Here is a 23,900-nt window from a genome sequence, read left to right on the forward strand (position 1 = left end):
GGCGCTGCGCCGGGGGCCTCCATCGCAAGGAGACAACCATGCCTCGCTTCGCTGCCAACCTGTCCATGCTGTTCACCGAACAGGACTTCCTGGCCCGCTTCAAGGCCGCCGCCGATGCTGGCTTCAGCGGTGTCGAATACCTCTTCCCGTACGATTTCAGCGCCGCCGAGATCAAGCAGCAGCTCGACGCCCACGGCCTTACGCAAGTGTTGTTCAACCTGCCGGCCGGCGACTGGGCCAAGGGTGAGCGCGGCATCACCTGCCACCCGGACCGCATCGAAGAGTTCCGCGCCGGGGTCGACAAGGCCATCGAGTACGCCAAGGTGCTGGGCAACACCCAGGTCAACGCCCTGGCCGGCATCCGCCCGCAAGGCCCGGATTGCGCCACCGTGCGCAAGACCTTCGTCGACAACCTGCGCTACGCCGCCGACAAGCTCAAGGCCGCCGGGATCCGCCTGGTCATGGAAATGATCAACACCCGCGACATCCCAGGCTTCTACCTGAACACCACTAAACAGGCCCTGGAAATCCAGGCCGAAGTGGGCAGCGACAACCTGTTCCTGCAGTACGACATCTATCACATGCAGATCATGGAAGGTGACCTGGCCCGCACCCTGGAAGCCAACCTGGCGCTGATCAACCACGTGCAGTTAGCCGACAACCCGGGCCGCAACGAACCCGGCACCGGCGAGATCAACTACCGCTTCCTGTTCGAGCACCTGGACCGCATCGGTTACCAGGGCTGGGTGGGCGCGGAATACAAGCCCAAGACCACCACCGAAGCGGGCCTGGGCTGGCTCAAGACGCACAACGCAATTTGAAACACACGCAGGACCGTTGTAGGAGCGGCCTTGTGTCGCGAAAGGGCTGCGCAGCAGCCCCGACAATGTTCCTGCGTGGCTGAGAAGGTGGGGCCGCTACGCGCCCCTTTCGCGACACAAGGCCGCTCCTACAGGGGCCAGGTCGCCTGTTCATACAAATACAAAGAGGCAGAATTCTCATGGCTAAAATCGGTTTCCTCGGCACCGGCATCATGGGCAACCCCATGGCCCAGAACCTGCAAAAGGCAGGTCACAGCATCTTCGTTTCGACCCACCACGACGCAGCGCCAGCCAACCTGATCGCCGCCGGCGGCGTGGCCCTGGCCAACCCCAAGGAAGTGGCCCAGGAAGCCGAGTTCATCATCGTCATGGTGCCCGACACCCCACAGGTCGAAAGCGTCCTGTTCGGTGAGAACGGCGTTGCCGAAGGCGTCGGTCCGAACAAGGTGGTGATCGACATGAGCTCGATCTCCCCTACCGCCACCAAGGCTTTCGCCGAGAAGATCAAGGCCACCGGCGCCGCCTACCTGGACGCCCCGGTGTCCGGCGGCGAAGTCGGCGCCAAGGCTGCCACTCTGAGCATCATGGTCGGCGGCTGCCCGAAAGCCTTCGAGCGCGCCCTGCCGCTGTTCGAAGCCATGGGCAAGAACATCACCCGCGTCGGTGGCAACGGTGACGGCCAGACCGCCAAGGTCGCCAACCAGATCATCGTCGCCCTGAACATCCAGGCCGTCGCCGAAGCCCTGCTGTTCGCCGCCAAGAACGGCGCCGACCCAGCCAAGGTGCGTGAAGCGCTTATGGGTGGCTTCGCCTCCTCGAAGATCCTCGAAGTGCACGCCGAGCGCATGATCAAAGGCACCTTCGACCCGGGCTTCCGCATCAACCTGCACCAGAAGGACCTGAACCTGGCCCTGCAGGGTGCCAAGGAGCTGGGCATCAACCTGCCCAACACCTCCAATGCCCAGCAAGTGTTCAACACCTGCCAGGCCCTGGGCGGCGGCAACTGGGACCACTCGGCGCTGATCAAAGGCCTGGAGCACATGGCCAACTTCTCGATCCGCGACGACAAGTGATTTGAGTTCGGGGGCTGCTGCGCAGCCCTTTCCGACCGGTCCGGCGCTCCGGCGAGGCCGCTCCCACAAGGGATCGCGGTCTCCTGTAGGAGCGGCCTTGTGTCGCGAAAGGGGCGCAAAGCGCCCCCAGAATTCCCGATTTCACACCGAGCAACACCCGCCCCTGGTTCGGCCTGCACGGAGGCAGTTCCAGGGGCGTTTTTGATTGTGCAGAACAACAATAATCTGGGAGCCTGCCATGTCGGTCGATCCGCAAAAATTACTCCGCGAGCTGTTCGACACAGCCATCGCCGCCGCCCACCCTCGCCAAGTCCTAGAACCCTACCTGCCCGCCGACCGTAGCGGCCGTGTCATCGTCATCGGCGCCGGCAAAGCCGCAGCCGCCATGGCCGAAGTGGTCGAGAAAAGCTGGCAAGGAGAAGTCTCCGGCCTGGTCGTCACCCGCTACGGCCACGGCGCCAACTGCCAGAAGATCGAGGTGGTCGAAGCCGCCCACCCGGTCCCCGACGCCGCCGGCCTGGCCGTCGCCAAGCGCGTGCTCGATCTGGTCAGCAACCTGAACGAAGACGACCGCGTCATCTTCCTGCTCTCCGGCGGTGGCTCGGCGCTGCTGGCCCTGCCCGCCGAAGGCCTGACCCTGGCCGACAAGCAGCAGATCAACAAGGCGCTGCTCAAGTCCGGCGCCACCATCGGCGAGATGAACTGCGTGCGCAAGCACCTCTCGGCGATCAAGGGCGGCCGCCTGGCCAAGGCCTGCTGGCCGGCCACCGTCTACACCTATGCGATTTCCGACGTACCGGGCGACCTGGCCACGGTCATCGCCTCCGGCCCCACCGTGGCCGACCCGAGCACCTCGGCCGATGCATTGGCGATCATCAAGCGCTACAACATCGACGCCCCTAAAGCGGTCATCGACTGGCTCAACAACCCGGCCTCCGAAACCGTCAAGGCCGACGACCCGGCGCTGGCGCGCAGCCACTTCCAGCTGATCGCCAAACCCCAGCAGTCGCTGGAGGCCGCCGCCGTGAAAGCCCGCCAGGCCGGCTTCAGCCCGCTGATCCTCGGTGACCTGGAAGGCGAGTCGCGCGAAGTGGCCAAGGTCCACGCCGGCATCGCCCGGCAGATCGTCCTGCACGGCCAGCCGCTGAAGGCGCCCTGTGTGATCCTCTCCGGCGGCGAGACCACCGTCACCGTGCGCGGCAACGGCCGTGGCGGGCGCAACGCCGAATTCCTGCTCAGCCTCACCGAAAGCCTCAAAGGCCTGCCGGGCGTGTACGCCCTGGCCGGTGACACCGACGGCATCGACGGCTCGGAAGAGAACGCCGGCGCCTACATGACCCCAGACAGCTACGCCCGCGCCGAGGCCCTGGGCCTGTCGGCCAGCGATGAGCTGGACAACAACAACGGCTACGGCTACTTCGCCGCCCTCGATGCGCTGATCGTCACCGAGCCGACCCGCACCAACGTCAACGACTTCCGCGCCATCCTGATCCTTGAGACCCCGCAATCATGACGCCTGATAAAAAAGTAAAAATCCTCGCCACCCTCGGGCCTGCGATCAACGGCATCGATGACATCCGCCAGCTGGTCGAAGCCGGGGTGAACATCTTCCGCCTCAACTTCAGCCACGGCGAACACGCCGACCACGCCCTGCGCTACCAGTGGATCCGCGAAGTCGAGCAGCAGCTCAACTACCCGCTGGGCATCCTCATGGACCTGCAAGGCCCGAAACTGCGCGTGGGCCGCTTCGCCGACGGCAAGGTGCAGCTGCAGCGCGGCCAGGCCCTGCGCCTGGACCTGGACAAGACCCCGGGCGACAGCCGCCGGGTCAACCTGCCGCACCCGGAGATCATCGCCGCGCTGGAGCCGGGCATGGACCTGCTGCTCGATGACGGCAAGCTGCGCCTGCGGGTGACCGCCAAGCACGCCGACGCCATCGACACCGAAGTGCTGGCCGGTGGCGAGCTGTCGGACCGCAAGGGCGTCAACGTGCCGCAAGCAGTGCTCGACCTGTCCCCGCTCACCGAAAAAGACCGCCGCGACCTCACCTTCGGCCTGGAGCTGGGTGTGGACTGGGTGGCCCTGTCGTTCGTGCAGCGCCCTGAAGACATCATCGAAGCGCGCCAGCTGATCGGCGACCGCGCCTACCTGATGGCCAAGATCGAGAAGCCTTCGGCGGTCGAGCAGCTGCAAGCCATCGCCGAGCTGTCCGACGCGATCATGGTCGCTCGCGGCGACCTGGGGGTGGAGGTGCCGGCCGAAAGCGTGCCGCAGATCCAGAAGCAGATCATCAACACCTGCCGCCAACTGGGCAAACCGGTGGTGGTGGCCACGCAGATGCTTGAATCCATGCGCTTCTCCCCTGCCCCGACCCGCGCCGAAGTCACCGACGTGGCCAACGCCGTGGCCGAGGGTGCCGATGCGGTAATGCTGTCAGCCGAGACCGCCTCGGGCGACTACCCGCTGGAAGCGGTGCAGATGATGAGCAAGATCATCCGCCAGGTGGAAAACGGCCCGGACTACCAGGCCCAGCTCGACGCTGGCCGGCCCAAGGCCGAAGCCACCGTGTCGGACGCCATCAGCTGCGCCATCCGCCGTATCAGCGGCATCCTGCCGGTGGCGGTGCTGGTCAACTACAGCGAGTCGGGCAATTCCACCCTGCGCGCCGCCCGCGAACGCCCCCGCGCGCCGATCCTCAACCTCACGCCAAACCTGAACACCGCGCGGCGCCTGAGCGTGGCCTGGGGTGTGCACTCGGTGGTCAACGACCGCCTGCGCCAGGTCGATGAAGTGGTCTCCACGGCGCTGGAAATCGCCCAGGCGCAAGGTATGGCCAGCCGCGGTGACACGCTGCTGATCACCGCCGGTGTGCCTTTCGGCAAGCCCGGTTCGACTAATACCTTGCGCATCGAGACCCTGGTCTGAGATCGCTGGGGCGCTCTGCGCCCCTTTCGCGACACAAGGCCGCTCCTACAGAGCTACGCGATCCCTTGTAGGAGCGGCCTTGTGCCGCGAAAGGAGGGCAAAGCCCTCCCAATACACCGAACCCGCGGAAAACCGAGGCCCAAAGAGGCCCACCGCTGACCACTCACCTCACTGACTGCCCATGTACACCAAGAATTTCGTCAACCCGTGCCCCGACTGGGCCACGGCGCTGCTCAACGGCTTCAGCCAGGTGCTGCTGCTGCGCAACCCCCTGTGCGGCCTGTGCTGCCTGCTGGCCATCCTGCTGACCGCCCCGGGCCTGGTCGGCGGTGCCCTGCTCGGCGCCCTGGCCGGCCTGCTCACTGCGCAACGCCGTGGTTACGACCGTGCCGACCGCCAGGCCGGGCTGTACAGCTACAACGGCGTGCTGGTCGGCATCCTGATCAGCGCGGTGCTGCCCTGGTCGGCCATCCTGCCGCCGCTGATCATCGCCGCCGGGGGCCTGTCGAGCATGCTCACCCACCAGTGGCGCAAGCGCGGCGGCAAACTGCTGATCGCCTACACCGCGCCCTTCGTGCTGCTCGGCTGGGCCGCCCTGCTGCTGGCCGAACCTGCCACCAACAGCTATGTCGAGGCCGACCCGCTGTACGCCATGCTGCGCGGCCTGGGGCAGATCTTCCTGCTCGACAAGCCCATGGCCGGCCTGCTGATCGTCATCGGCCTGTACCTTGCCAACCCCTACGCGGCCACCTGGGCAGTGATCGGCTCGGCCATCGGTGGTGGTATCGCGCTGCTGGCTGGCGATGCGCAAGCGGCCTGGCTGGGCCTGTACGGCTTCAATGCGGCACTGGCCGCACTGGCCTTCAGCCGCCAGGGCGAAAAGCCCTGGGTGACACTGCTGGCCATCGCCCTGGCGCTGCTGCTGCAACCGCTGTTCAACCTGCTGCCCATTGCCGGGTTGACCGCGCCGTTCGTGGTCGCCTGCTGGCTGATGCACCTGGGCAGCCATTTCGCGCAGCTCAACCAACGCCGCAACGCACCCCGCTTGCACAGCTGAAACCCAGCCCCTAGGCTCTGCCCATTCGCACAAGGGAACGAGCCCATGGACAACCCCACGAGCCTGCGCGAGCGGCTCTACGTCATCGTCTTCCAGACCGACACCGTGGCTGGAAGACGCTTCGACATGATTTTGTTGCTGATCATCCTCGCCAGCCTCATCACAGTGATCCTCGACAGCATCGACGAGGTCCACCAGAACTACGCGGGGCTGCTGGCACTTATCGAATGGGGCTTCACCGCGATCTTCCTCGCCGAGTACCTGACCCGCCTGTACTGCTCGCCCAAGCCCCTGCGCTATGCCTTCAGTTTCTACGGGTTGGTCGACCTGCTGGCCATCGTGCCGGGGATCATCGCCCTGTACTACAGCGACGCCCAGTACCTGTTGATCATCCGCGTGGTGCGCATGCTGCGGATCTTCCGCGTGCTCAAGCTCAGCCCGTACCTCAAGCAGGCCCACTACTTGCTGGCAGCGCTGCAGGGCAGCAAGCAGAAGATCATCGTGTTCCTGGTCACTGTGTCGACCCTGGTCACCGTGTTCGGCACCTTGATGTACGTGATCGAAGGCCCCGAGCATGGTTTCACCAGCATCCCCAAGGGCATCTACTGGGCCATCGTCACCCTCACCACCGTGGGCTTCGGCGACATCGTACCCAAGACCCCGCTGGGGCAGGTGCTGTCGTCACTGGTGATGATCACCGGTTACTCGATCATCGCCGTGCCCACCGGCATCTTCACCGCGGAGCTGGCCAATGCCATGCGCGGCGAGCAGTTGCAGCACGACTGTCCGACCTGCGCCAAGAAGAGCCATGAGCATGGCGCGGCGTTCTGTTCGCGCTGTGGCAATGTGCTGTTTCCCAAACAACCGGCACAGGACCTGTAGGAGCGGCCTTGTGTCGCGAAAGGGCTGCAAAGCAGCCCCAGAATTTCAAGTACACCTCAGTACCGCTGGGGCTGCTGCGCAGCCCTTTCGTGACACAAGGCCGCTCCTACAGAGGACGCTTGGGCCTTGCAGTCTTGCGCCAGGCATAACCAAAGACTGTTTTGATCTTTAACCCCTCGCCAACCACCCGCTATAGTCGCAGGCACTCTGCTTACACCCTTTCAATAACAAGGACGCAACGTGAAAAAACTCTTCAGCGCCTCGCTGCTCGCCGCGGGCCTGGCCCTGGGCAACCTCGCCCACGCCGCCCCCACCCTGCTCAACGTCAGCTACGACGTGATGCGCGACTTCTACAAGGACTACAACCCCGCCTTCCAGAAGCACTGGGAAAAAGAGCACAACGAGAAGGTCAACCTGCAGATGTCCTTCGGCGGTTCGAGCAAGCAGGCGCGCGCGGTGATCGATGGCCTGCCGGCCGATGTCATCACCATGAACATGGCCACCGACATCAACGCCCTGGCCGACAATGGCAAGTTGGTGCCGGACAACTGGGTGAGCCGCCTGCCGAACAACAGCGCGCCGTTCACCTCGGCCACCGTGTTCATCGTGCGCAAGGGCAACCCCAAGGCACTCAAGGACTGGCCCGACCTGCTCAAGGACGGCGTGCAGGTGATCGTGCCCAACCCGAAAACCTCGGGCAATGGCCGCTACACCTACCTCTCGGCCTGGGGCTATGTGCTCAAGCAGGGCGGCGATGAAACCAAGGCCCGTGACTTCGTCGGCAAGCTGTTCAAGCAGGCGCCGGTGCTCGACACCGGTGGCCGCGCCGCCACCACCACCTTCATGACCAACCAGATCGGCGATGTGCTGGTGACCTTCGAGAACGAAGCCGAGATGATCGCCCGCGAGTTCGGCCGCGACCAGTTCGAAGTGGTCTACCCAAGCGTGTCTGCCGAAGCCGAGCCGCCGGTGAGCGTGGTCGACAAGGTGGTGGCCAAGAAAGGCACCCAGGCGGTTGCCGAGGAATACCTGAAGTACCTGTGGTCGCCCGAAGCCCAGGAGATCGCCGCGAACAACTACCTGCGCCCGCGTGACGCCACGGTGCTGGCCAAGTACACCGACCGCTTCCCGAAAGTCGACTTCCTGTCGGTAGAGAAGACCTTCGGTGACTGGCGCACCGTGCAGAAGACCCACTTCAACGACGGTGGCGTGTTCGACCAGATCTATACCAACAAGTAATCATCCGCCTGAACCGACCTCATCGCCGGCAAGCCGGCTCCCACAAGAGTCATGCGCACGACACTGTGGGAGCTGGCTTGCCAGCGATGAGGCCGGCCAAGGCAACATCAATCCTGACGGAACACCAACGCCTTCAACCCACCTTCCGGGTCCGCATCCGGAAACTCCGGCGGATTCTCCAGCCGCTCGACAAACGCCAGCCCCGGCGCATGCTCAGCCATGCCGTCGACCAGGAACTGCGACTCGATCCCCGGGTCGTTGACACACGCCAACACCGTCCCGCCGTCATTCAACAACTCCGGCAAACGCCGAAGCACCTTCCCGTAGTCCTGGGTCAGCACGAAGCTACCGCGCTGGAACGTCGGCGGGTCGATGATGATCAGGTCGTATGGCCCGTACTTGCGCACCTTGCCCCATGACTTGAACAGCTCGTGGCCCAGGTAGGCGACACGTGAGGCGTCGTGACCGTTCAGCCGATGGTTGTCACGGCCACGGGACAGCGCCGACTTGGCCATGTCCAGGTTGACCACCTGCTCGGCGCCTCCGGCAATCGCCGCCACAGAGAATCCGCAGGTATAGGCGAACAGGTTGAGCACCCGCTTGCCCGCAGCTTGCTCACGCACCCAGCGCCGGCCATAGCGCATGTCGAGGAACAGGCCATTGTTCTGGCGCACGCCCAGGTCAAGCAAGTACTTCAAGCCATCCTCGACCACTTCGCGCTGCTGGCAGGGCTCGCCGATGAGCCACTGGCCGGGGCTGTCGGGCAGGTAGCGGTGCTGCAACAGGATCGCCTGGCCGGTCCATTGCGGTTGCTGTGCCAGCGCCTGCAGCATCGCCTCCAGCTCGGCCAGCTGACCTTCGGGCGGTTCGCGGAACAACGCCACCAGCAGTACCCCGTCGAGCCAGTCGACGGTGATCTGCTCCAACCCCGGCCAGCAGCGGCCACGGCCATGGAACAAGCGGCGGGTCTCCTGCGGAGCGGGATCGAGGGCGGCGAGCAGATGCTGCTCGAGGGTGGCGATGGCTGGGCTCATATCGGTCATGGTCGGGCAAAAGCGCCATTCTACCCGTTCGAACGCGCATCCTGCCGCCATCGATGAACGGGATGAATGGGTTGGCCGTATTTTTGTCGCTTTTTCAGCCGCTCAACGTCGAGGGATAGTGCGTCACCCCCACTGAATACGGATCACTGCCATGCCCCCGCTGAAGATCGAATTCTTCCATGACGTCGTCTGCGCCTGGTGCTTCGTCCTCGCCCCGCGCCTCAAGCTGTTGCAGGCCGAGCTGAACCTGGACATCCAGCACCGCAGCTTCATCCTCCAGGCCAGTCGCGAGGCGATGATCGAACGCTTCGGTTCGATGCCCGAAGCCAAAGCGACCATCCTCGGCCACTGGTTGTCGTGCTCACACGCAGAAGACACCAAGCGTATCGATATCGAAGGCATGCGTCGGCAAACGTTCGAATACCCCAACGGCCTGCTCGCAGGGCTGGCCTGCCAGGCCGCCTCGGCACTCGGCGGCAACGCTGGCCACGAAAACCTGTTCGACCGCTTGCAGGAGGCTCACCTGGTGCACAGTCGCAACATCGGCGACCGCGACACGGTGCTGGCGGTGGCCGCCGAAGCCGGCTTCGATCCCGCGGCGTTCGCCCTCGCGCTGGAACACCAGGCACCTGCGTTGCTCGAGCATGACTTGGCCGAAGGTCGTCGCTTGAATATCAGCTCGGTGCCCAGCCTGTTGATCGATGGCCGCTTCATGATTTCCGGCGCCCTGACCTTCGAGCAACTGCGAAGGACCATCACCCTGGCCCGCGCCGGCCGTGAACAGGCCACGGGCGTCGCGCGGTAAACCACCTACGGCTCACCGGCACTGCTCGTGCAGGCACTGCGCCAGCCACTGCACCGCGGGGTTGTGCCGGTACGCTTGCGCATAGCCCATGTACAGCGGCACTTCACGCACGCGTTGGTGCTGGAGTGGCAGCCTGCGCAGACGCCCTTGCGCCAACCCGTCCCGCACCCCATGTTCCGGCAGCCAGGCAAACCCAAGGCTACGCTCGACGAAGCGTTCGGCCAGCGCCAGGCTGCTTACCGTCCAGCGCTGGGAGGTCCCCAGCCAACCGCTGTTCTGCGATTGCCGCGTCCCGGAGTCGCGAATCACCACTTGCCGATGGGGTTTCATGTCGTCCAGGCTCAACTCGCCCTCTGCCTGGCTCAACGGGTGGCTGGCAGCCACCACGCAGGCCAGCGAGACATCGAGCAGCAACGCTTGCACATAGCCCGGCGGCAGGCTGCTGGCGATGGCCAGCTCGACCTTGCCGTCCTCCAGCAACTCCCGGGCACCTGACAACGCTGTTTCGTACAGGCGAATCCGGTAATCCGGGAACTGCTGGGCAAACGCCTCGAGCGCCTGTTGCAAGCGCTCGACCGGAAACAGCACATCCACCGCCAGCGCCAGCTCGCTGAACAACCCCGGCTGGTACTGGTTGGCCAGTTGTTCGAGTTTCTGCGCGGCCCCCAGCAGGTGCTTGGCCTGGGGCAGCAGCGCCTGGCCGAGCGGGGTCAGCACGGCCTTGCGCCCCTCGATGACGAACAGCGCCTGGCCGAGCAACTGCTCCATGCGGTTGACCGCGTGGCTGACCGCCGACTGCGATTTGTACAAGTGCTCGCCGGCCTGCTGGAAACCGCCGCACTCGACCGTGCTGACGAACGCGCGCCACTGTTCGAGACTGATCCTGGAAAACACCGATGCCTCCTTGCATGCCCGCCCTGCGGGCGACCGTTCCATGCCCTGCGGCGTTTTACCATAGCCAACGGCTCATTCCGAGCGCGCCACGCCCCGCGCACGGGCCGGCCGGAACCACCAGCCCTGCTGCATGCCGGCGGCGGCCAGCAGGATCAGCGCCACCCCCAGCCATTGCAGCGGCGCCAAGCGGTGACCGAAAGCCACCCAGTCGACCAGGATCGCCGCGATCGGGTAGATGAATGACAGCGCGCCGGTCAGTGCCGTGGGCAGGCGCTGGATGGCGCTGTACAGCAGTACGTACATCAGCCCCGTATGGACGATACCCAGGGTCACCAGGCTGCCCAGTGCCGGCAGCTCGCCCGGCAGGCCACCGAGTTTCACCCAGGGCGCCAGCAACAGCACCCCGGTGCTCACCTGGATCAGCGCGATCAGGTGCGGTGGGGTACCGGTAAGCCGTTTGATGATCAGCGCCGCCACTGCGTAAAGGAACGCCGCGCCCAATGCCAGGGCGATACCCAAGAGGTATTCATTGCCGCTGGCTTGCCCGGCGCCATGGGCGCTGACAATCGCCAGCATGCCCACGAAGGCCACGCCCAGCCAGGTCAGCTTGGCCAGGGTGATCTTCTCGCCAAGAAACAGCGCCGCCAGCCCCACCAGCATGAAGGGTTGGACGTTGTACACCGCCGTGCCGATGGCGATCGACGCCCGCGAGTAGGAGGCGAACAGCAGCACCCAGTTGCCGACGATCGCCACCCCGCTGAGCACCCCCAGCAGGAAGGTGGCGCGGGTCAACATGCCCGGCTTGAGAAAGCCCATGGCCGCGCAGATCAGCAGCAAGGTGACGGCACCGAATACGCAACGCCAGAACACCACGTCCAGCACCGGCTGCCCGGACACCAGCACGAACCAGCCGATGGTCCCGGAGATCAGCATGGCGGCGACCATTTCCAGGGAACCGCGGCGCAACGAATTGTCCATCTCACACCTCCTCTGAACGATGGCCACAGTATGCGCGGGGTGCCAACCCACCTTCCAGCGGATAGCGAAGGCAGAAGCGTCAGTTCGCCTTTACTATCAAGGCTGATCACCAAAATTGCCTAACGAGGTAAGCATGACCGATGACATCGACCAGTTGCTGATCAACGCCCTGATGGAGGACTCGCGTCGCTCGCTCAAGGCCCTGGCGCAGATCAGCGGGCTGTCGGCGCCCAGTGTCAGCGAACGCCTGCGTCGCCTGGAGGAGCGTGGCGTGCTGCGCGGCTACACGGTGGAGGTGGACCCGCGCTGCTTCGGTTACCAGTTGCAGGCCATCGTGCGCATCCGCCCGCTGCCGGGGCAGTTGCAGGAGGTGGAACGGCAGATCATCGCCATCCCCGAGTTCACCGAGTGCGACAAGGTCACCGGTGAGGATTGCTTCATCGCGCGCTTGCATGTGCGCTCGATGGAACAGCTGGACACCCTGCTCGACCGGCTCAATGTGCTGGCCGAGACCAATACCGCGATCATCAAGAAGACCCCGGTGAAGCGGCGGCTGCCGCCGATGGCTTGAAGATGGGCACTTCAGCCGCTGCGCAGGGCTTGCGAAATGCACCAAGGCGGACAGCGGTGAAGCTACAGGCATAACTGGCCCGAAACAGATGTGGGGGCCGGCTTGCCGGTGCCCCCCAATGCCCTGGCGATTTTTTGTACACATAAATGTCACCTTAAGTGCCATTTTTGTGTGCACTTTTATAGGGTAACGCCCCATTAGGTTACACCCAGCCTCCAACTAATTTTGACCAATTGATCAACTAATAAGACGCTCTAAAAATTAAACTTGTTCATTTGGTCAATTTATAAATTCGTTATTTCAGCCACTTATATTTCAAATAGATAAGTTCAAAATAGTGGCCAGTTAAAAACTGGATTCACCCTGGCATGGAACTGGCTTTTGTGTGTTCGTGTTTTGTATACAACTTGAACAAAACATAAATACACAAGAACCCGCAGCGTCGCTCCGAACCGCGACCGCCGCGCCCAGAACCCAGTGATGCCAACGCCTGCACCGACGAGATGGCGAGCCCGTGCGCCAGCGCCCGCTCATCGCAGTCACACGCATCAGGAGCCGCCGGAATGAGTAGCAGCCTCCCCCTTGCCCCTGAACTTTCCGTTGCCAGCACCAGCCCCACATCAACCACCCTCGCAGGCCATGCGCCCGACCTCGAACTGAGCCCGCGCCTGCATAACCGCGACCTGGCCCCCACCAAAGCCGAAGGCCGGCGCTGGGGTGGCTACAGCATCTTCGCGCTGTGGACCAACGACGTGCACAACATCGCCAACTACTCGTTCGCCATGGGGCTGTTCGCCCTCGGCCTGGGCGGCTGGCAGATCCTCATGTCGCTGGCGATCGGTGCGGCGCTGGTGTACTTCTTCATGAACCTGTCCGGCTACATGGGGCAGAAGACCGGCGTGCCGTTCCCGGTGATCAGCCGTATCGCCTTCGGTATCCACGGCGCGCAAATTCCAGCGCTGATCCGCGCGGTGATCGCCATCGCCTGGTTCGGCATCCAGACCTACCTGGCCTCGGTGGTGCTGCGGGTGCTGCTGACAGCCGTGTGGCCGCAAGTAGCCGCCTACGACCACGACAGCATCCTCGGCCTGTCGAGCCTGGGCTGGGTGTGCTTCGTGGCGATCTGGCTGGTGCAACTGGTGATCCTCGCCTACGGCATGGAGATGGTGCGCCGCTACGAGGCCTTCGCCGGCCCGGTGATCCTGCTGACCGTGGCCAGCCTGGCGGTATTCATGTACTTCAAGGCCGACGCGCGCATCGCCTGGTCGGTGGCCGAGCCGCTGACCGGCTATGAGATGTGGCGCAACATCTTCGCCGGCGGCGCGCTGTGGCTGGCGATCTACGGCACCCTGGTGCTGAACTTCTGCGACTTCGCCCGCAGCGCGCCGTGCCGCAAGACCATCCGCGTCGGCAACTTCTGGGGCCTGCCGGTGAACATCCTGGTGTTCGCCGCGATCACCGTGGTGCTGTGCGGCGCGCAGTTCCAGATCAACGGCCAGATCATCGACAGCCCCACGCAGATCGTCGCCAGCATCCCCAACACCCTGTTCCTGGTGCTGGGTTGCCTGGCCTTCCTGATCGTCACCGTGGCGGTGAACATCATGGCCAACTTCGTCGCCCCGGCCTTCGTGCTGAGCAACCTGGCGCCACGCCACCTGAACTTCCGCCGCGCCGGCCTGATCAGCGCCACGCTGGCGGTGCTGATCCTGCCGTGGAACCTCTACAACAGCCCGCTGGTGATCGTGTACTTCCTGTCCGGCCTGGGCGCCCTGCTCGGCCCGCTGTACGGGGTGATCATGGCCGACTACTGGCTGCTGCGTAAGGGCCGCATCAACGTGCCCGAGCTGTACAGCGAAAACCCGGCCGGCGCCTATCACTACAGCCGCGGCATCAACCTGCGCGCCGTCGCCGCGTTCATCCCTGCCGCGCTGCTGGCCATCGTCCTGGCCCTGGTACCCAACTTCCACAGCGTCGCGCCGTTCTCCTGGCTGATCGGGGCCGGCATCGCCGCCGCCCTGTACCTGCTGATCGCGCCGCGCCACGGCCACTACCACGACGTCAGCGGCGAGTGCATCGCCGTCGACCACAGCAGCCACTGATTTCAGGGAGATCCGTCATGCGTATTCTGATCGCCAACGTCAACACCACCGAAGCCATCACCCAGGCCATCGCCGAGCAGGCGCGCAGCGTCGCCGCGCCGGGCACCGAGATCGTCGGCCTGACGCCGTGGTTTGGCGCCGAGTCGGTGGAAGGCAACTTCGAGAGCTACCTCGCCGCCATCGCCGTGATGGACCGGGTACTGGCCTACGACCAGCCCTATGACGCCGTGATCCAGGCCGGTTACGGCGAACACGGCCGGGAGGGCTTGCAGGAGTTGCTGAACGTGCCGGTGGTGGACATCACCGACGCGGCTGCCAGCACGGCCATGTACCTGGGCCACGCCTATTCAGTGGTGACCACCCTGGACCGCACCGTGCCGCTGATCGAGGATCGCCTGAAGCTGTCCGGGCTGTATGACCGCTGCGCCTCGGTGCATGCCAGCGGGCTGGCGGTGCTGGAACTGGAGTCCGACCCAAGGCGCGCCGTGGCGGCCATCGTCGACCAGGCCGAGCGTGCCGTGCGCGAAGACAAGGCCGAGGTAATCTGCCTGGGCTGTGGCGGCATGGCCGGGCTCGACGAAGAAATTCGCCAGCGTACCGGCGTGCCGGTGGTGGATGGTGTGAGTGCGGCGGTGACCATCGCCGAGTCGCTGGTGCGAATGGGCTTGAGCACCTCCAAGGTGCGCACCTATGCCACGCCGCGGGCGAAGAAGGTGGTGGGCTGGCCGATGCGCTTCGGGCGCTGAGCTACTTGTAGCGACCCATCGCGGGGCAAGCCCGCTCCCACGACGCTGATTACGTGGGAGCGGGCTTGCCCCGCGATAGGGCCCGCAGACTCAGCCCATCATCCTGGCCAAGCGCTCACCACTGCCACAAGCCAGGGTGAACCCCAGCGCCCCATGCCCCAGGTTCAACCACAGGTTGCGGTACGGCGTCGCGCCGATGATCGGCACTCCGGTCGGTGTCGCCGGGCGCATCCCCGCCCATTCCACCGCCTGGTCATAATCGGCCGCCTCGGGTAGCGTCTCCCCCGCCAGCCGCCGCATGCTGCGCAACCTGCCGGCATCCACCGAGTCGTCATAGCCAACGATGTCCACCATCGCCGCCACCCGCAGCTGCTGATCCAGCCGCGCATAGACGATCTTGCGTTCGTAGTCGGTCAGGCTCACTTCTGGCGCCCGATGCGCGGCGATGGGCGCCGTCAGGCTGTAGCCCTTCAACGGATAGACCGGCAGGTCGAGGCCAGGCAACCCCAGGCCAGCACTGCGGTGCCCGGCGCATAGCACCAGGCGTTGCACGTCCAGTTGCCGATCGGCGAGTGCCAGCGCCACCACCTCGTCCTTGCGACGGATCAGCCGGGTCACCGGCTGCCCCAGCCACAACCTGCACTGTCCGGATGCTTGCAGACGCTCAGCCAGGCGCAGGCAAAAGCGGTGGCAATCGGCGACCTCCTCATCCGGCGTGAACACACCACCGACGAAAGGTGCTTCGGCCAGCGCTGGTTCAAGCAAGCGCACCTGCTCGGCATCCAGCACCCGCTGACTCACCGGATCGAGCAGTTGCTCGCGTGCGTGAGCGAAAGCCCGTTGTGTGCGAAAGGCAACCAGCTTGCCATTACGCCGCCAGGCAAAATCATCGAGACCATCTTGCTCTCGCCAGCGCGCCAGGGCCGCTTGACTCTCAAGCGCCAAGCCCAGCAACTGAGCGGCGTTGCGGCGATTGACCGGTGTCCGGCAGGCCATCACGAAGGCCGCCAGCCAACGCCACTGCGCCGGGTCCATGCGCAGCCGCAATCGCAAAGGCGAGTCGCCCCGCAGCAACCAGCCCAGTGCCTGCCAGGGCACCCCGGCATCGGCCAGTGGCGCCACATAGCGGTACGACAACTGCCCACCATTGGCGAAACTGGTGGCGCTGGCCAGGCTGTCACGGGCCTCGACCACGTCGACCAGGCACCCCGCACGCACCAGTGCATAGGCTGTCGCCAGGCCAACCACCCCACCGCCGATCACCGTCACCCGCTGGCTCATCCGTGCATCCCTGTGCATGCGTTCAGCGCATGACAGTAACAGCCGCTCAGGTCGGGCAGCCAGCCTCGCCGTTATCCAGGCCCTGGCGCACGTTGCGGCTGAGCAGGCTGGCCTTGCCGTCATGCCAGGTCAGGGTCAGCACATACAGGGAGTCGAAGTCGTCACCGCGCCAGTCCTGGGTGATCACCTGCTTTTCACCGAGGGCCTTGCCGGCCACGGTATTGATCAGTTCCGGCAGGTAGCCATGGGACCAGGCCGTGTACACCGTCGCGTTGCGGTACTTGTCACGCAGCAGTTCTTCGGCCAGGTCTTCGGTGTCGTTGGCACCGTAGTCGATGTTCACCGGCAGGCCCAGGCGAATGGCGCTGGGGGTGATGGTCATCAAGGGGCGGATGTAGCTGTAGCTCTGGTCATGGCTGCCTTCCTCGACATGCCGCGAGGGGTTGGCAGCGAACACATAGTCAGCCTTGCCGAAACGCTCCGGCAGCAGCGTGGCCAGGTCGATGGCGCGGTTGAGGCCCTGGCAGTTCAGTTGCCCAAGCCCTTCACCTGGCTTTTCAGCATGGCGCAGGAAGACCAGGGTCTGGGTACCATCCACCGGTTGCGCGCGGCTTTCGACCACATCCAGTGCCAGGGGCACAGCCGCAGCAGTAAGCGCCAGGCTCAACAGCAGGTGGCGGCGACGTCGAAAGAAGGAAGGCAATCTCATGTACGGCAGGCTCTCGTGGCGAAAGGTATCAGGGCTCGCCACACTGCCTGCCGCCGAAGCCGCAAGACGCCCTTGGAGTGGATGCCATCCTTGGCCACGAGTGAGGGTCAGAGTGCCCCCAGCCCATTTGGTTCCTCCCTGAGGACACTCGCCGTTCCTTGGCCATTACCCACGTTAAAGCAGGACTATTGCCAAATTATTGCCCGTCGGTCAGTCGTCCCGGGTCAACACTTCAAGCAACTCGATCTCGAAGGTCAGGTCCGCATTCGCGGGGATCGCACCGACACTGCGCTCGCCATAGCCCAGGTGCGCCGGCACCAGCAGCTTGCGCTTGCCGCCCACGCGCATGCCCATCAAGCCCTGGTCCCAGCCCTTGATCACCCGGCCGGTGCCGATCACGCACTGGAACGGCTTGCCGCGCGCCCAGGACGAGTCGAACTCGCTGCCGTCGGCCAGGGTGCCGCGGTACTGGGTGGTGATCAGCGCGCCCTTGACCACGGCCTTGCCGTCGCCTTCCTGTAGATCGATGACTTGCAGCTCACTGCTCATGGCAGGTTCCTCGAAGCGGTTGTTCGTGGCCGCCCTTTTCTCAGGAATGCGCAGGCTTGGCAAGGCCGCTGGCGTCAGGACGGGGCGAACAGCTCGAAGACCTGCTGACCGGTGAGGTCTTTGGTTTCGTTCTTGAAGCAGTACCAGGCGGGTTTTTCATCAATGAAGATTTGCTCGGTGAAGGTCCAGTTCGCTTCGCCATCGAGCAGGCCGACCGGCACGACGTACAGGTCCTGCGCTTTGAGCCGGTAGAACAGGTGCGTGCCGCATCCGCCGCAAAAGCCGCGCTGGGCCCAGTCGGAGGAGTCATAGACGCTGGGTGCCGGGCCTTCGATCTGCGGGGGCTGGGTGCACTGCACCGTCAGCAGCGGGCCACCGGTCCATTTGCGGCACATGCTGCAGTGGCAGGCGCCAACGTGGGGGTTGTCGAGGGTGACTTTCAGGCGCGTGGCCTGGCAAAGGCAGCTGCCTTGCAATTCCAGTGGCATGATCGCGGCTCCGTGCTGATGGGGGGATTGGAGTATAGGCTGCGGTTCCGGAAGGATTGCGCAGTGAAGCACAGTCAGGCGCGAACCGGGGTGAGCACTGGCTGGCCGTTGAAGAACGCCTGCAAGTTACGCAATACCAAGGTCACGGTATCGCGCGCGGCCTCTGGGGATTGGCCGGCAACGTGCGGGGTCAGCACGGTATTACCCAGCGCCTTGAGCGCATCCGGTACGGCCGGCTCGTCGTCGAACACGTCCAGCGCGGCGCCCGCGATCAGGCCTTGCTGCAGGGCGGCAACCAGCGCTTGGGTGTCCACCACGCTGGCGCGGGCAATGTTCACCAGGTAACCCTCGGTGCCCAACGCTTCGAGCACTTGGCCATCGACCAGATGGCGCGTGCCGTTGCCGCCAGGTGTGGCAACCACCAGGAAATCGACCGCATCGGCCAGGTGCAGCGGGCTGTCATACCAGGTGTAGGGCTGGTCCGTGCGCGGGGTGCGGCTGTGGTAGCTGACGTTCATGTCGAAACCTTGGGCGGCACGCCGGGCGATGGCCTGGCCGACCGCGCCCAGGCCGATGATACCCAGGCGCTTGCCGCTCACCGAGGGGCTGATCACCCGGTTCCACTCGCCACGGCGGGTGCTGGCGTCGGCGCGAGGGATATCACGTACAAGCGCCAGCAGCAGCGCCATGGCATGGTCGGCGACTGCGCCGGCATTGGCGCCGGCGCCATTGGTCACGGTGATGCCGCGTGCGGCGGCGGCGGCCAGGTCAACCTGCTCGTAGCCGGCGCCGATCACGCAGATGATCTGCAGCTGTAGCAACTGGTCGATTTCGCTGGCGGTCAGGCCCAATGGGCCGCGCGTGAGCACCGCGTCGATCTCGCCAGCATGCCGGGCGATGGCATCGGCGCGCAGTTGCGGCGAGGGCGCGCGGATCAGGCGGTAACCGGCCTGCTCCAGCAGCGGTAGGTAGTCATCGACGGTTTCCACCAGCACCAGGACTGTCTTGCTCATGCCACACTCCCATTGAATGCGAATGGCCGAGTATGCCAGTTGTTGGCGCTGCCGGCCCTATCGCGGGGCAAGCCCGCTCCCAGCAACCCGTGGAAGCGGGCCTGCCCCGCAATAGGTTGAGAAGAGGCTACTGGCCGAACGCGCGCCCCAGGCCGCCCGGCACACCACTGCTGTCGGTGTCCTGCCACGGACCATTGGGGCTCAGCGACCAGCTCCAGCCGTTGTTCCAGCGGTAGTAGGTGCGCTGGCGGTAGAAGGTGTTGGGTTGTTTCTCGAGCACGTAGACCCCCAGCTTTGGGTCCCAGTGGCTGGCACCGCCAGGTGGCGGGGCGAAGCTGGCGGAGGTGCGTGGCATCGGCTTGGGCGTCGTCGCCGGGCCGCTGGGCGTGGCGGGCTTGCCACCCGGTAGCGGCTTGACCGCCGGCCCCTGGTGCGGGGGCGGCGTGGTCTGGATTGGCGGCAACGGCTCGCGTTCGCCCGGCTGGTGCACCGTACACGCGGAAAGACCCAGGGCCAGGGTGATCAGGGTCAGGCGGACGGTGCTGTTCATGGGGCTGCTCTCTTATGAGTCGGGGCTGTCGATGGTCAGGTGCTGCGTGGCCCGCGTGCCGCTGGCCAGCGGGGCGCTCTGGCCCTTCCACTCACCCTGGGTCGGCTGGCCGGCGCGCGAGACACGGGCAACCAGTTGGACTTCGGCGAAGTCCGACAGTTTCATCTGCGGCATCATCGCGTCGGCATCCGACAGCTCTACCTCGATCGGCAGTTGCGCCACGGTCACTCGCTTGGCCGCCAGTGGCATGGGTGGGCCGTTGCTGGCGCGGGCGAAGATGAACACGGTGTCGTCGGGGCGCACCTTGTCCTTGAGCGCGGCAGCCAGTTCCACCCGCACTTTCAGGCGCGCCGCCTCGACGACCTTGCCACCACCGGCCTTGAGCTTGTCCGCCGCGCGATCGATGCCACCTTGCAGGGCGGCACGCGAGGCATCGCCCTGCGGCAGTTGCGCCAGCAGGCGCTGCCAATAGTCGATGGCCTCCTGGTAGCGCTCGCCCTCGAACGCGGCGATGCCGCGCAGGCCCAGGCTGGTGACTTCCTGTGGGTCGGCCTTGAGCGCCTCGTCGGTGAGCGCCTGCAGTTGTGGGTTCCACTGCTTGTCGGCGGCAAAGTACAGCGCCTGGGCCCACTGCCCGAGCAGTTCCGGCTGGCGCCCGGCCAGGGCCACGGCACGTTCGAAGGCCTTGGCGGCATCCGCTGGGCGCTGGTCGGCCATGTAGGCACGCCCCAGGAAGTACAGGCCCTCTGCCGAATCAGGCTGGGCTTGTACGGCGCGTTCCAGACGCGTGGTCATCTCCTGCATCGATTGCGGTGCCTGGGCGAACTCCTGGGTCAGCTCGACCTTGTCCGCCGCGCCGAAGTGCAGGTACAGCCCCAGCGCCATGGCCGGCACCAGCAACGCCGCCAGCAGCGGAATGGCCTTGCCCAGGTGGCCCTGGCGCGCGGCGTCGTCGCGCTCGGTGTCGGCCAGCAGTTCGCGGGCAGCCTCGTCGCGGCCCTTGGCCAGTTGCTCGGCGTCGAGCACGCCGGCCTGCTGCTGGGCAGTCAGCTCGGCGACACGCTCCTCGAACAGCGCCACGTTGAGGGCGGTACGGTCCTGTTCGGCCTGCTGGCGGCGGCCACGCAGGACCGGGATCAGCAGGAATGCCAGGGCGGCGAGCAGCAGCAGGCCCGCGCTAAGCCAGAATTCAGTCATGGGTACGTTCTTTATCCAGCAGTTTGGCGAGACGCTCGCGTTCGTCGGCGGACAGTTCGGCGGTGCCGGCCGCAGCCTGGCCACGGCGGCGGCGCACAATCAGCGCCAGCACCACGAAACCACCGGCCAGCAGGATGCCGGGGCCGAACCACAGCAGGAAGGTGCGCCCGCTGAGGGCCGGCTTGTAGCGCACGAAGTCGCCATAGCGGTCGACCATGAAGTCGATGATCTGCTGGTTGCTCTTGTTCTCGCCGAGCATGCGGAAGATCTCGCGGCGCAGGTCGGCGGCGATGGGCGCGTTGGAGTCGGCGATATCCTGGTTCTGGCACTTGGGGCAGCGCAGTTCCTTGGTCAGTTGCTGGTAGCGCTCACGCTCGGCTTCATCGCGAAACTGGTAGGTGTCGATGGCGGCCTTGGCTGCACCGGCCAGGCTCAACCCGAGCACGGCGGCGGCTAACCAGCGCTTCATGGCTTGGCCTCGTCGACCAGCCCCTGGTACAGCGGCGCCAACTGCTCGCGCCATACCGTGGCGTCAACCACGCCGACGTGCTTGTAGCGGATGATGCCTTCGGCATCGACCAGGAAGGTTTCCGGTGCGCCGTACACGCCCAGGTCCAGGCCGAGCGAGCCTTGCGGGTCGGCGATGTTCAACTGGTAGGGGTTGTGGAACTCGGCCAGCCACTTGAGCGCGGCAGCGTTGTCGTCCTTGTAGTTGACCCCATGGATCACCACGCCCTGCTCGGCCAGCTGGTTGAGGTAGGGGTGCTCGACCTTGCACGACGGGCACCAGGTACCCCACACATTGACCAGCGCCGGCCGCCCGAGCAGATCGGCCTGGGTCAGCGTGCGATCCCCCTGCACCGTGCCCAAGTTGAACGCCGGGAACGGCTTGCCGATCATCGCCGAAGGCAACTCGTCGGGTTTGAGGAACAGACCCTTGTAGAGAAACACCGCCACCAGCAGGAACACCGCCAGCGGTACCACCATGACCCAACGCTTCATGCAGTCGCTCCAGACACGCCCAGGGCCTCACGCACCCGGGTCTTGACCTTGACGCGGTAGCGTCGGTCGAAGGCCGCCAGCAATCCGCCCAGGCCAGTCAACAGACCACCCAGCCAGATCCAGCGAACATAGGGTTTGATATGCACCCGCACCGCCCAGGCACCGTTTTCCAGCGGCTCGCCCAGGGCGACATACAGGTCGCGGGTGAAGCCGGCATCGATACCGGCCTCGGTCATCATCGACTGCTGCACGGTGTACAGGCGTTTTTCCGGGTGCAGCACCGAGATTTCACGCCCCTCGCGGGACACGCGAATGGTGCCCTTGTCGGAGATGAAGTTCGGCCCCTCGAAGTGCTTGGCGCCTTCGAACAGGAAGTGGTAACCACCCAGCTCGACGGTCTCGCCCGGCGCCATGCGCAGGTCGCGCTCGGCACTGTTGTTGCTCGACAGCACCACACCCAGCGCACACACCACCAGCCCCAGGTGGGCCAGCTGCATGCCCCAGTAGCTGCGGCCGAGGCTACCCAGGCCTTTGAGCAGGCCCTTGTGGCGGGTCTTGTCGAGGATGTCACGCACCCCGCTGAGCACCACCCAGGCAGCCAGGGCGAACACGCTCAGGGCTGGCCAGTCGAAGTCATCGACCAGCAGCCCAGCGAGCGGCGCCAGCACCGCGCTGCCGATCAGTACCGGGGTCATCATGCTGGCCAGCCATTTGCCGGGGGTGTCCTTCCAGCGCACCAACACACCTACGCCCAGCACCAGCATCAGCAGCGCCATCAGCGGCAGGAACAAGGCATCGAAGTACGGTGGGCCGACCGACAGCTTGGCCCCGGTCAGGGCATCGAGCACCAGCGGGTAGAGGGTGCCGAGCAGGATCATCGAGGCTGCCACCACCAGCACCAGGTTGTTGGCCAGCAGCAAGGTTTCCCGCGACCACAGGGCAAAGCCGACCTGGCTCTTGACCACGGGGGCGCGCAGGGCGAACAGGGTCAGCGAGCCACCGACCACGAACAATAGGAAGATCAGGATGAAGACACCGCGCGCCGGGTCAGAGGCGAACGCGTGCACCGAGGTCAGCACCCCGGAACGGACCAGGAAGGTGCCCAGCAGGCTCAGCGAGAACGCGGCGATAGCCAGCAGCACGGTCCAGCTCTTGAACACCCCACGCTTTTCGGTGACCGCCAGCGAGTGGATCAGCGCCGTGCCCACCAACCACGGCATGAACGAGGCGTTTTCCACCGGGTCCCAGAACCACCAGCCACCCCAGCCCAGCTCGTAGTAGGCCCACCACGAGCCGAGGGTAATACCCACGCCGAGGAAGGCCCAGGCGACGATGGTCCAGGGCCGCGACCAGCGCGCCCAGGCCGCGTCCAGACGCCCGCCGAGCAGTGCGGCGATGGCGAAGGCGAAGGCCACCGAGAAACCCACGTAGCCCATGTACAGCATGGGTGGGTGGACGATCAGGCCGAAGTCCTGCAGCAGCGGGTTGAGGTCACGCCCGTCGCCAGGCACTTGTGGCAGCAGGCGCGAGAACGGGTTGGAGGTGATGATCAAAAAGCTCAGGAAGCCGACGCTGATCATGCCCATCACCGCCAGCACCCGGGCCAGCATCACCTGGGGCAGCTGGCGCGAGAAGATCGACACGGCGAAGGTCCAGCCGCCGAGGATCAGCGCCCACAGCAGCAGCGAGCCCTCGTGGGCGCCCCATACGGCGCTGAACTTGTAGTACCAGGGCAAGGCGCTGTTGGAGTTGCTGGCCACATAGGCGACCGAGAAGTTGTCGGTCATGAAGGCATGCGTGAGGCAGGCGAAGGCAAAGGCGAGGAAGGCAAACTGCCCCCAGGCCGCCGGGCGCGCCAGGCTCATCCACAGGGTGTCGCCACGCCAGGCGCCCAACAGCGGCACCGTGGCCTGCACGGTGGCGAAGCAGATCGCCAGGATCATCGCCAACTGGCCCAGTTCGGGGATCACCAGGGCTG

At 65.2% G+C, this 23,900-nt stretch carries 24 protein-coding genes; 11 read left to right on the plus strand and 13 right to left on the minus strand.

Annotated features, from left to right (window positions below):
• The first annotated feature begins 38 nt into the window (after positions 1-38).
• The 7 genes from hyi (at position 39) to IX761_RS00720 (ending at position 7,997) form a co-directional block, all read left to right on the plus strand.
• On the plus strand, positions 39-821 hold the full coding sequence (hyi, locus tag IX761_RS00690) for a hydroxypyruvate isomerase (protein WP_194787646.1): 783 nt from the start codon (positions 39-41) through the stop codon (positions 819-821).
• 179 nt (positions 822-1,000) lie between these two features.
• On the plus strand, positions 1,001-1,894 hold the full coding sequence (locus IX761_RS00695; RefSeq protein WP_194787647.1) for a 2-hydroxy-3-oxopropionate reductase: 894 nt from the start codon (positions 1,001-1,003) through the stop codon (positions 1,892-1,894).
• Between the two features lie 238 nt (positions 1,895-2,132).
• Complete coding sequence (locus IX761_RS00700; protein WP_194787648.1) at positions 2,133-3,407, plus strand: glycerate kinase type-2 family protein; 1,275 nt, start codon at positions 2,133-2,135, stop codon at positions 3,405-3,407.
• Positions 3,404-4,819, plus strand: coding sequence for a pyruvate kinase (pyk, locus tag IX761_RS00705; RefSeq protein WP_194787649.1), 1,416 nt, complete (start codon positions 3,404-3,406; stop codon positions 4,817-4,819). Before IX761_RS00700 ends, pyk begins: the two co-directional genes overlap by 4 nt.
• A 181-nt stretch (positions 4,820-5,000) precedes the next feature.
• Positions 5,001-5,876, plus strand: a complete 876-nt coding sequence (locus tag IX761_RS00710; protein ID WP_194787650.1) for an urea transporter — start codon at positions 5,001-5,003, stop codon at positions 5,874-5,876.
• A gap of 45 nt (positions 5,877-5,921) precedes the next feature.
• Positions 5,922-6,758 carry an ion transporter gene (locus IX761_RS00715; RefSeq protein ID WP_194787651.1) on the plus strand — a complete coding sequence of 279 codons (837 nt, stop codon included), beginning with the start codon at positions 5,922-5,924 and terminating at the stop codon, positions 6,756-6,758.
• Positions 6,759-6,998: 240 nt separating this feature from the next.
• Positions 6,999-7,997, plus strand: a complete 999-nt coding sequence (locus tag IX761_RS00720; protein WP_194787652.1) for a sulfate ABC transporter substrate-binding protein — start codon at positions 6,999-7,001, stop codon at positions 7,995-7,997.
• A 107-nt stretch (positions 7,998-8,104) separates the two neighbouring features.
• Here IX761_RS00720 and IX761_RS00725 read toward each other — a convergent pair whose 3' ends face one another.
• On the minus strand, positions 8,105-9,031 hold the full coding sequence (locus IX761_RS00725; RefSeq protein ID WP_194787847.1) for a class I SAM-dependent methyltransferase: 927 nt from the start codon (positions 9,029-9,031) through the stop codon (positions 8,105-8,107).
• 160 nt (positions 9,032-9,191) lie between these two features.
• Here IX761_RS00725 and IX761_RS00730 point away from each other — a divergent pair, with 160 nt between their 5' ends.
• Positions 9,192-9,845: a DsbA family oxidoreductase gene (locus tag IX761_RS00730; protein ID WP_194787653.1), complete on the plus strand. Its 654-nt coding sequence runs from the start codon at positions 9,192-9,194 to the stop codon at positions 9,843-9,845.
• Positions 9,846-9,857: 12 nt separating this feature from the next.
• Here the strand turns inward: IX761_RS00730 and IX761_RS00735 are convergent, their stop codons facing one another.
• Positions 9,858-10,739, minus strand: coding sequence for a LysR family transcriptional regulator (locus IX761_RS00735; RefSeq protein ID WP_194787654.1), 882 nt, complete (start codon positions 10,737-10,739; stop codon positions 9,858-9,860).
• 72 nt (positions 10,740-10,811) lie between these two features.
• On the minus strand, positions 10,812-11,717 hold the full coding sequence (locus tag IX761_RS00740) for a DMT family transporter (protein WP_194787655.1): 906 nt from the start codon (positions 11,715-11,717) through the stop codon (positions 10,812-10,814).
• 133 nt (positions 11,718-11,850) lie between these two features.
• Between IX761_RS00740 and IX761_RS00745 the strand changes: the two genes are divergently transcribed.
• The 3 genes from IX761_RS00745 to IX761_RS00755 all read left to right on the plus strand — a co-directional run bounded on the left by IX761_RS00745 (position 11,851) and on the right by IX761_RS00755 (position 15,133).
• Positions 11,851-12,288: an Lrp/AsnC family transcriptional regulator gene (locus tag IX761_RS00745; protein ID WP_194787656.1), complete on the plus strand. Its 438-nt coding sequence runs from the start codon at positions 11,851-11,853 to the stop codon at positions 12,286-12,288.
• 563 nt (positions 12,289-12,851) lie between these two features.
• A complete protein-coding gene (locus IX761_RS00750) occupies positions 12,852-14,387 on the plus strand; it encodes an NCS1 family nucleobase:cation symporter-1 (RefSeq protein ID WP_194787657.1) in 1,536 nt (511 codons plus the stop codon).
• Positions 14,388-14,404: 17 nt separating this feature from the next.
• The gene (locus IX761_RS00755; RefSeq protein WP_194787658.1) at positions 14,405-15,133 is read left to right on the plus strand and encodes an aspartate/glutamate racemase family protein; all 729 of its coding nucleotides are present in this window, start codon (positions 14,405-14,407) and stop codon (positions 15,131-15,133) included.
• A gap of 90 nt (positions 15,134-15,223) precedes the next feature.
• Here IX761_RS00755 and IX761_RS00760 read toward each other — a convergent pair whose 3' ends face one another.
• The 10 genes from IX761_RS00760 to IX761_RS00805 all read right to left on the minus strand — a co-directional run bounded on the left by IX761_RS00760 (position 15,224) and on the right by IX761_RS00805 (position 23,892).
• Positions 15,224-16,414, minus strand: coding sequence for a D-amino acid dehydrogenase (locus IX761_RS00760; RefSeq protein WP_194787659.1), 1,191 nt, complete (start codon positions 16,412-16,414; stop codon positions 15,224-15,226).
• A 46-nt stretch (positions 16,415-16,460) separates the two neighbouring features.
• Positions 16,461-17,123: a histidine phosphatase family protein gene (locus IX761_RS00765; RefSeq protein WP_194787660.1), complete on the minus strand. Its 663-nt coding sequence runs from the start codon at positions 17,121-17,123 to the stop codon at positions 16,461-16,463.
• Between the two features lie 210 nt (positions 17,124-17,333).
• Entirely contained in the window at positions 17,334-17,672 is a 339-nt protein-coding gene (locus tag IX761_RS00770) for an FKBP-type peptidyl-prolyl cis-trans isomerase (protein WP_194787661.1), read from the minus strand.
• Positions 17,673-17,746: 74 nt separating this feature from the next.
• Positions 17,747-18,160: a GFA family protein gene (locus IX761_RS00775; RefSeq protein ID WP_194787662.1), complete on the minus strand. Its 414-nt coding sequence runs from the start codon at positions 18,158-18,160 to the stop codon at positions 17,747-17,749.
• A gap of 74 nt (positions 18,161-18,234) precedes the next feature.
• Positions 18,235-19,173, minus strand: a complete 939-nt coding sequence (locus tag IX761_RS00780; RefSeq protein WP_194787663.1) for a 2-hydroxyacid dehydrogenase — start codon at positions 19,171-19,173, stop codon at positions 18,235-18,237.
• Positions 19,174-19,300: 127 nt separating this feature from the next.
• On the minus strand, positions 19,301-19,723 hold the full coding sequence (locus tag IX761_RS00785) for a hypothetical protein (RefSeq protein WP_194787664.1): 423 nt from the start codon (positions 19,721-19,723) through the stop codon (positions 19,301-19,303).
• 12 nt (positions 19,724-19,735) lie between these two features.
• Positions 19,736-20,920 carry a c-type cytochrome biogenesis protein CcmI gene (gene ccmI / locus IX761_RS00790; protein ID WP_194787665.1) on the minus strand — a complete coding sequence of 395 codons (1,185 nt, stop codon included), beginning with the start codon at positions 20,918-20,920 and terminating at the stop codon, positions 19,736-19,738.
• Complete coding sequence (locus IX761_RS00795) at positions 20,913-21,389, minus strand: cytochrome c-type biogenesis protein (protein WP_194787666.1); 477 nt, start codon at positions 21,387-21,389, stop codon at positions 20,913-20,915. Before IX761_RS00795 ends, ccmI begins: the two co-directional genes overlap by 8 nt.
• On the minus strand, positions 21,386-21,922 hold the full coding sequence (locus IX761_RS00800) for a DsbE family thiol:disulfide interchange protein (RefSeq protein WP_194787667.1): 537 nt from the start codon (positions 21,920-21,922) through the stop codon (positions 21,386-21,388). Before IX761_RS00800 ends, IX761_RS00795 begins: the two co-directional genes overlap by 4 nt.
• A complete protein-coding gene (locus tag IX761_RS00805) occupies positions 21,919-23,892 on the minus strand; it encodes a heme lyase CcmF/NrfE family subunit (RefSeq protein WP_194787848.1) in 1,974 nt (657 codons plus the stop codon). Before IX761_RS00805 ends, IX761_RS00800 begins: the two co-directional genes overlap by 4 nt.
• Positions 23,893-23,900: the final 8 nt, after the last annotated feature.

It is taken from the genome of Pseudomonas sp. UFMG81, assembly GCF_015354575.1.
Taxonomy (GTDB): Bacteria; Pseudomonadota; Gammaproteobacteria; order Pseudomonadales; family Pseudomonadaceae; genus Aquipseudomonas.

Coding starts and splice junctions, on each gene's coding strand:
- IX761_RS00700 (WP_194787648.1), top strand. CDS start 2,133: ATGTCGGTCGATCCGCAAAAATTACTCCGCGAGCTGTTCGACACAGCC.
- IX761_RS00750 (WP_194787657.1), top strand. CDS start 12,852: ATGAGTAGCAGCCTCCCCCTTGCCCCTGAACTTTCCGTTGCCAGCACC.
- IX761_RS00755 (WP_194787658.1), top strand. CDS start 14,405: ATGCGTATTCTGATCGCCAACGTCAACACCACCGAAGCCATCACCCAG.
- IX761_RS00745 (WP_194787656.1), top strand. CDS start 11,851: ATGACCGATGACATCGACCAGTTGCTGATCAACGCCCTGATGGAGGAC.
- IX761_RS00725 (WP_194787847.1), bottom strand. CDS start 9,031: ATGAGCCCAGCCATCGCCACCCTCGAGCAGCATCTGCTCGCCGCCCTC.
- IX761_RS00775 (WP_194787662.1), bottom strand. CDS start 18,160: ATGCCACTGGAATTGCAAGGCAGCTGCCTTTGCCAGGCCACGCGCCTG.
- ccmI (WP_194787665.1), bottom strand. CDS start 20,920: ATGACTGAATTCTGGCTTAGCGCGGGCCTGCTGCTGCTCGCCGCCCTG.
- IX761_RS00785 (WP_194787664.1), bottom strand. CDS start 19,723: ATGAACAGCACCGTCCGCCTGACCCTGATCACCCTGGCCCTGGGTCTT.
- pyk (WP_194787649.1), top strand. CDS start 3,404: ATGACGCCTGATAAAAAAGTAAAAATCCTCGCCACCCTCGGGCCTGCG.
- IX761_RS00780 (WP_194787663.1), bottom strand. CDS start 19,173: ATGAGCAAGACAGTCCTGGTGCTGGTGGAAACCGTCGATGACTACCTA.
- hyi (WP_194787646.1), top strand. CDS start 39: ATGCCTCGCTTCGCTGCCAACCTGTCCATGCTGTTCACCGAACAGGAC.
- IX761_RS00800 (WP_194787667.1), bottom strand. CDS start 21,922: ATGAAGCGTTGGGTCATGGTGGTACCGCTGGCGGTGTTCCTGCTGGTG.
- IX761_RS00795 (WP_194787666.1), bottom strand. CDS start 21,389: ATGAAGCGCTGGTTAGCCGCCGCCGTGCTCGGGTTGAGCCTGGCCGGT.
- IX761_RS00765 (WP_194787660.1), bottom strand. CDS start 17,123: ATGAGATTGCCTTCCTTCTTTCGACGTCGCCGCCACCTGCTGTTGAGC.
- IX761_RS00740 (WP_194787655.1), bottom strand. CDS start 11,717: ATGGACAATTCGTTGCGCCGCGGTTCCCTGGAAATGGTCGCCGCCATG.
- IX761_RS00710 (WP_194787650.1), top strand. CDS start 5,001: ATGTACACCAAGAATTTCGTCAACCCGTGCCCCGACTGGGCCACGGCG.
- IX761_RS00760 (WP_194787659.1), bottom strand. CDS start 16,414: ATGAGCCAGCGGGTGACGGTGATCGGCGGTGGGGTGGTTGGCCTGGCG.
- IX761_RS00715 (WP_194787651.1), top strand. CDS start 5,922: ATGGACAACCCCACGAGCCTGCGCGAGCGGCTCTACGTCATCGTCTTC.
- IX761_RS00730 (WP_194787653.1), top strand. CDS start 9,192: ATGCCCCCGCTGAAGATCGAATTCTTCCATGACGTCGTCTGCGCCTGG.
- IX761_RS00770 (WP_194787661.1), bottom strand. CDS start 17,672: ATGAGCAGTGAGCTGCAAGTCATCGATCTACAGGAAGGCGACGGCAAG.
- IX761_RS00695 (WP_194787647.1), top strand. CDS start 1,001: ATGGCTAAAATCGGTTTCCTCGGCACCGGCATCATGGGCAACCCCATG.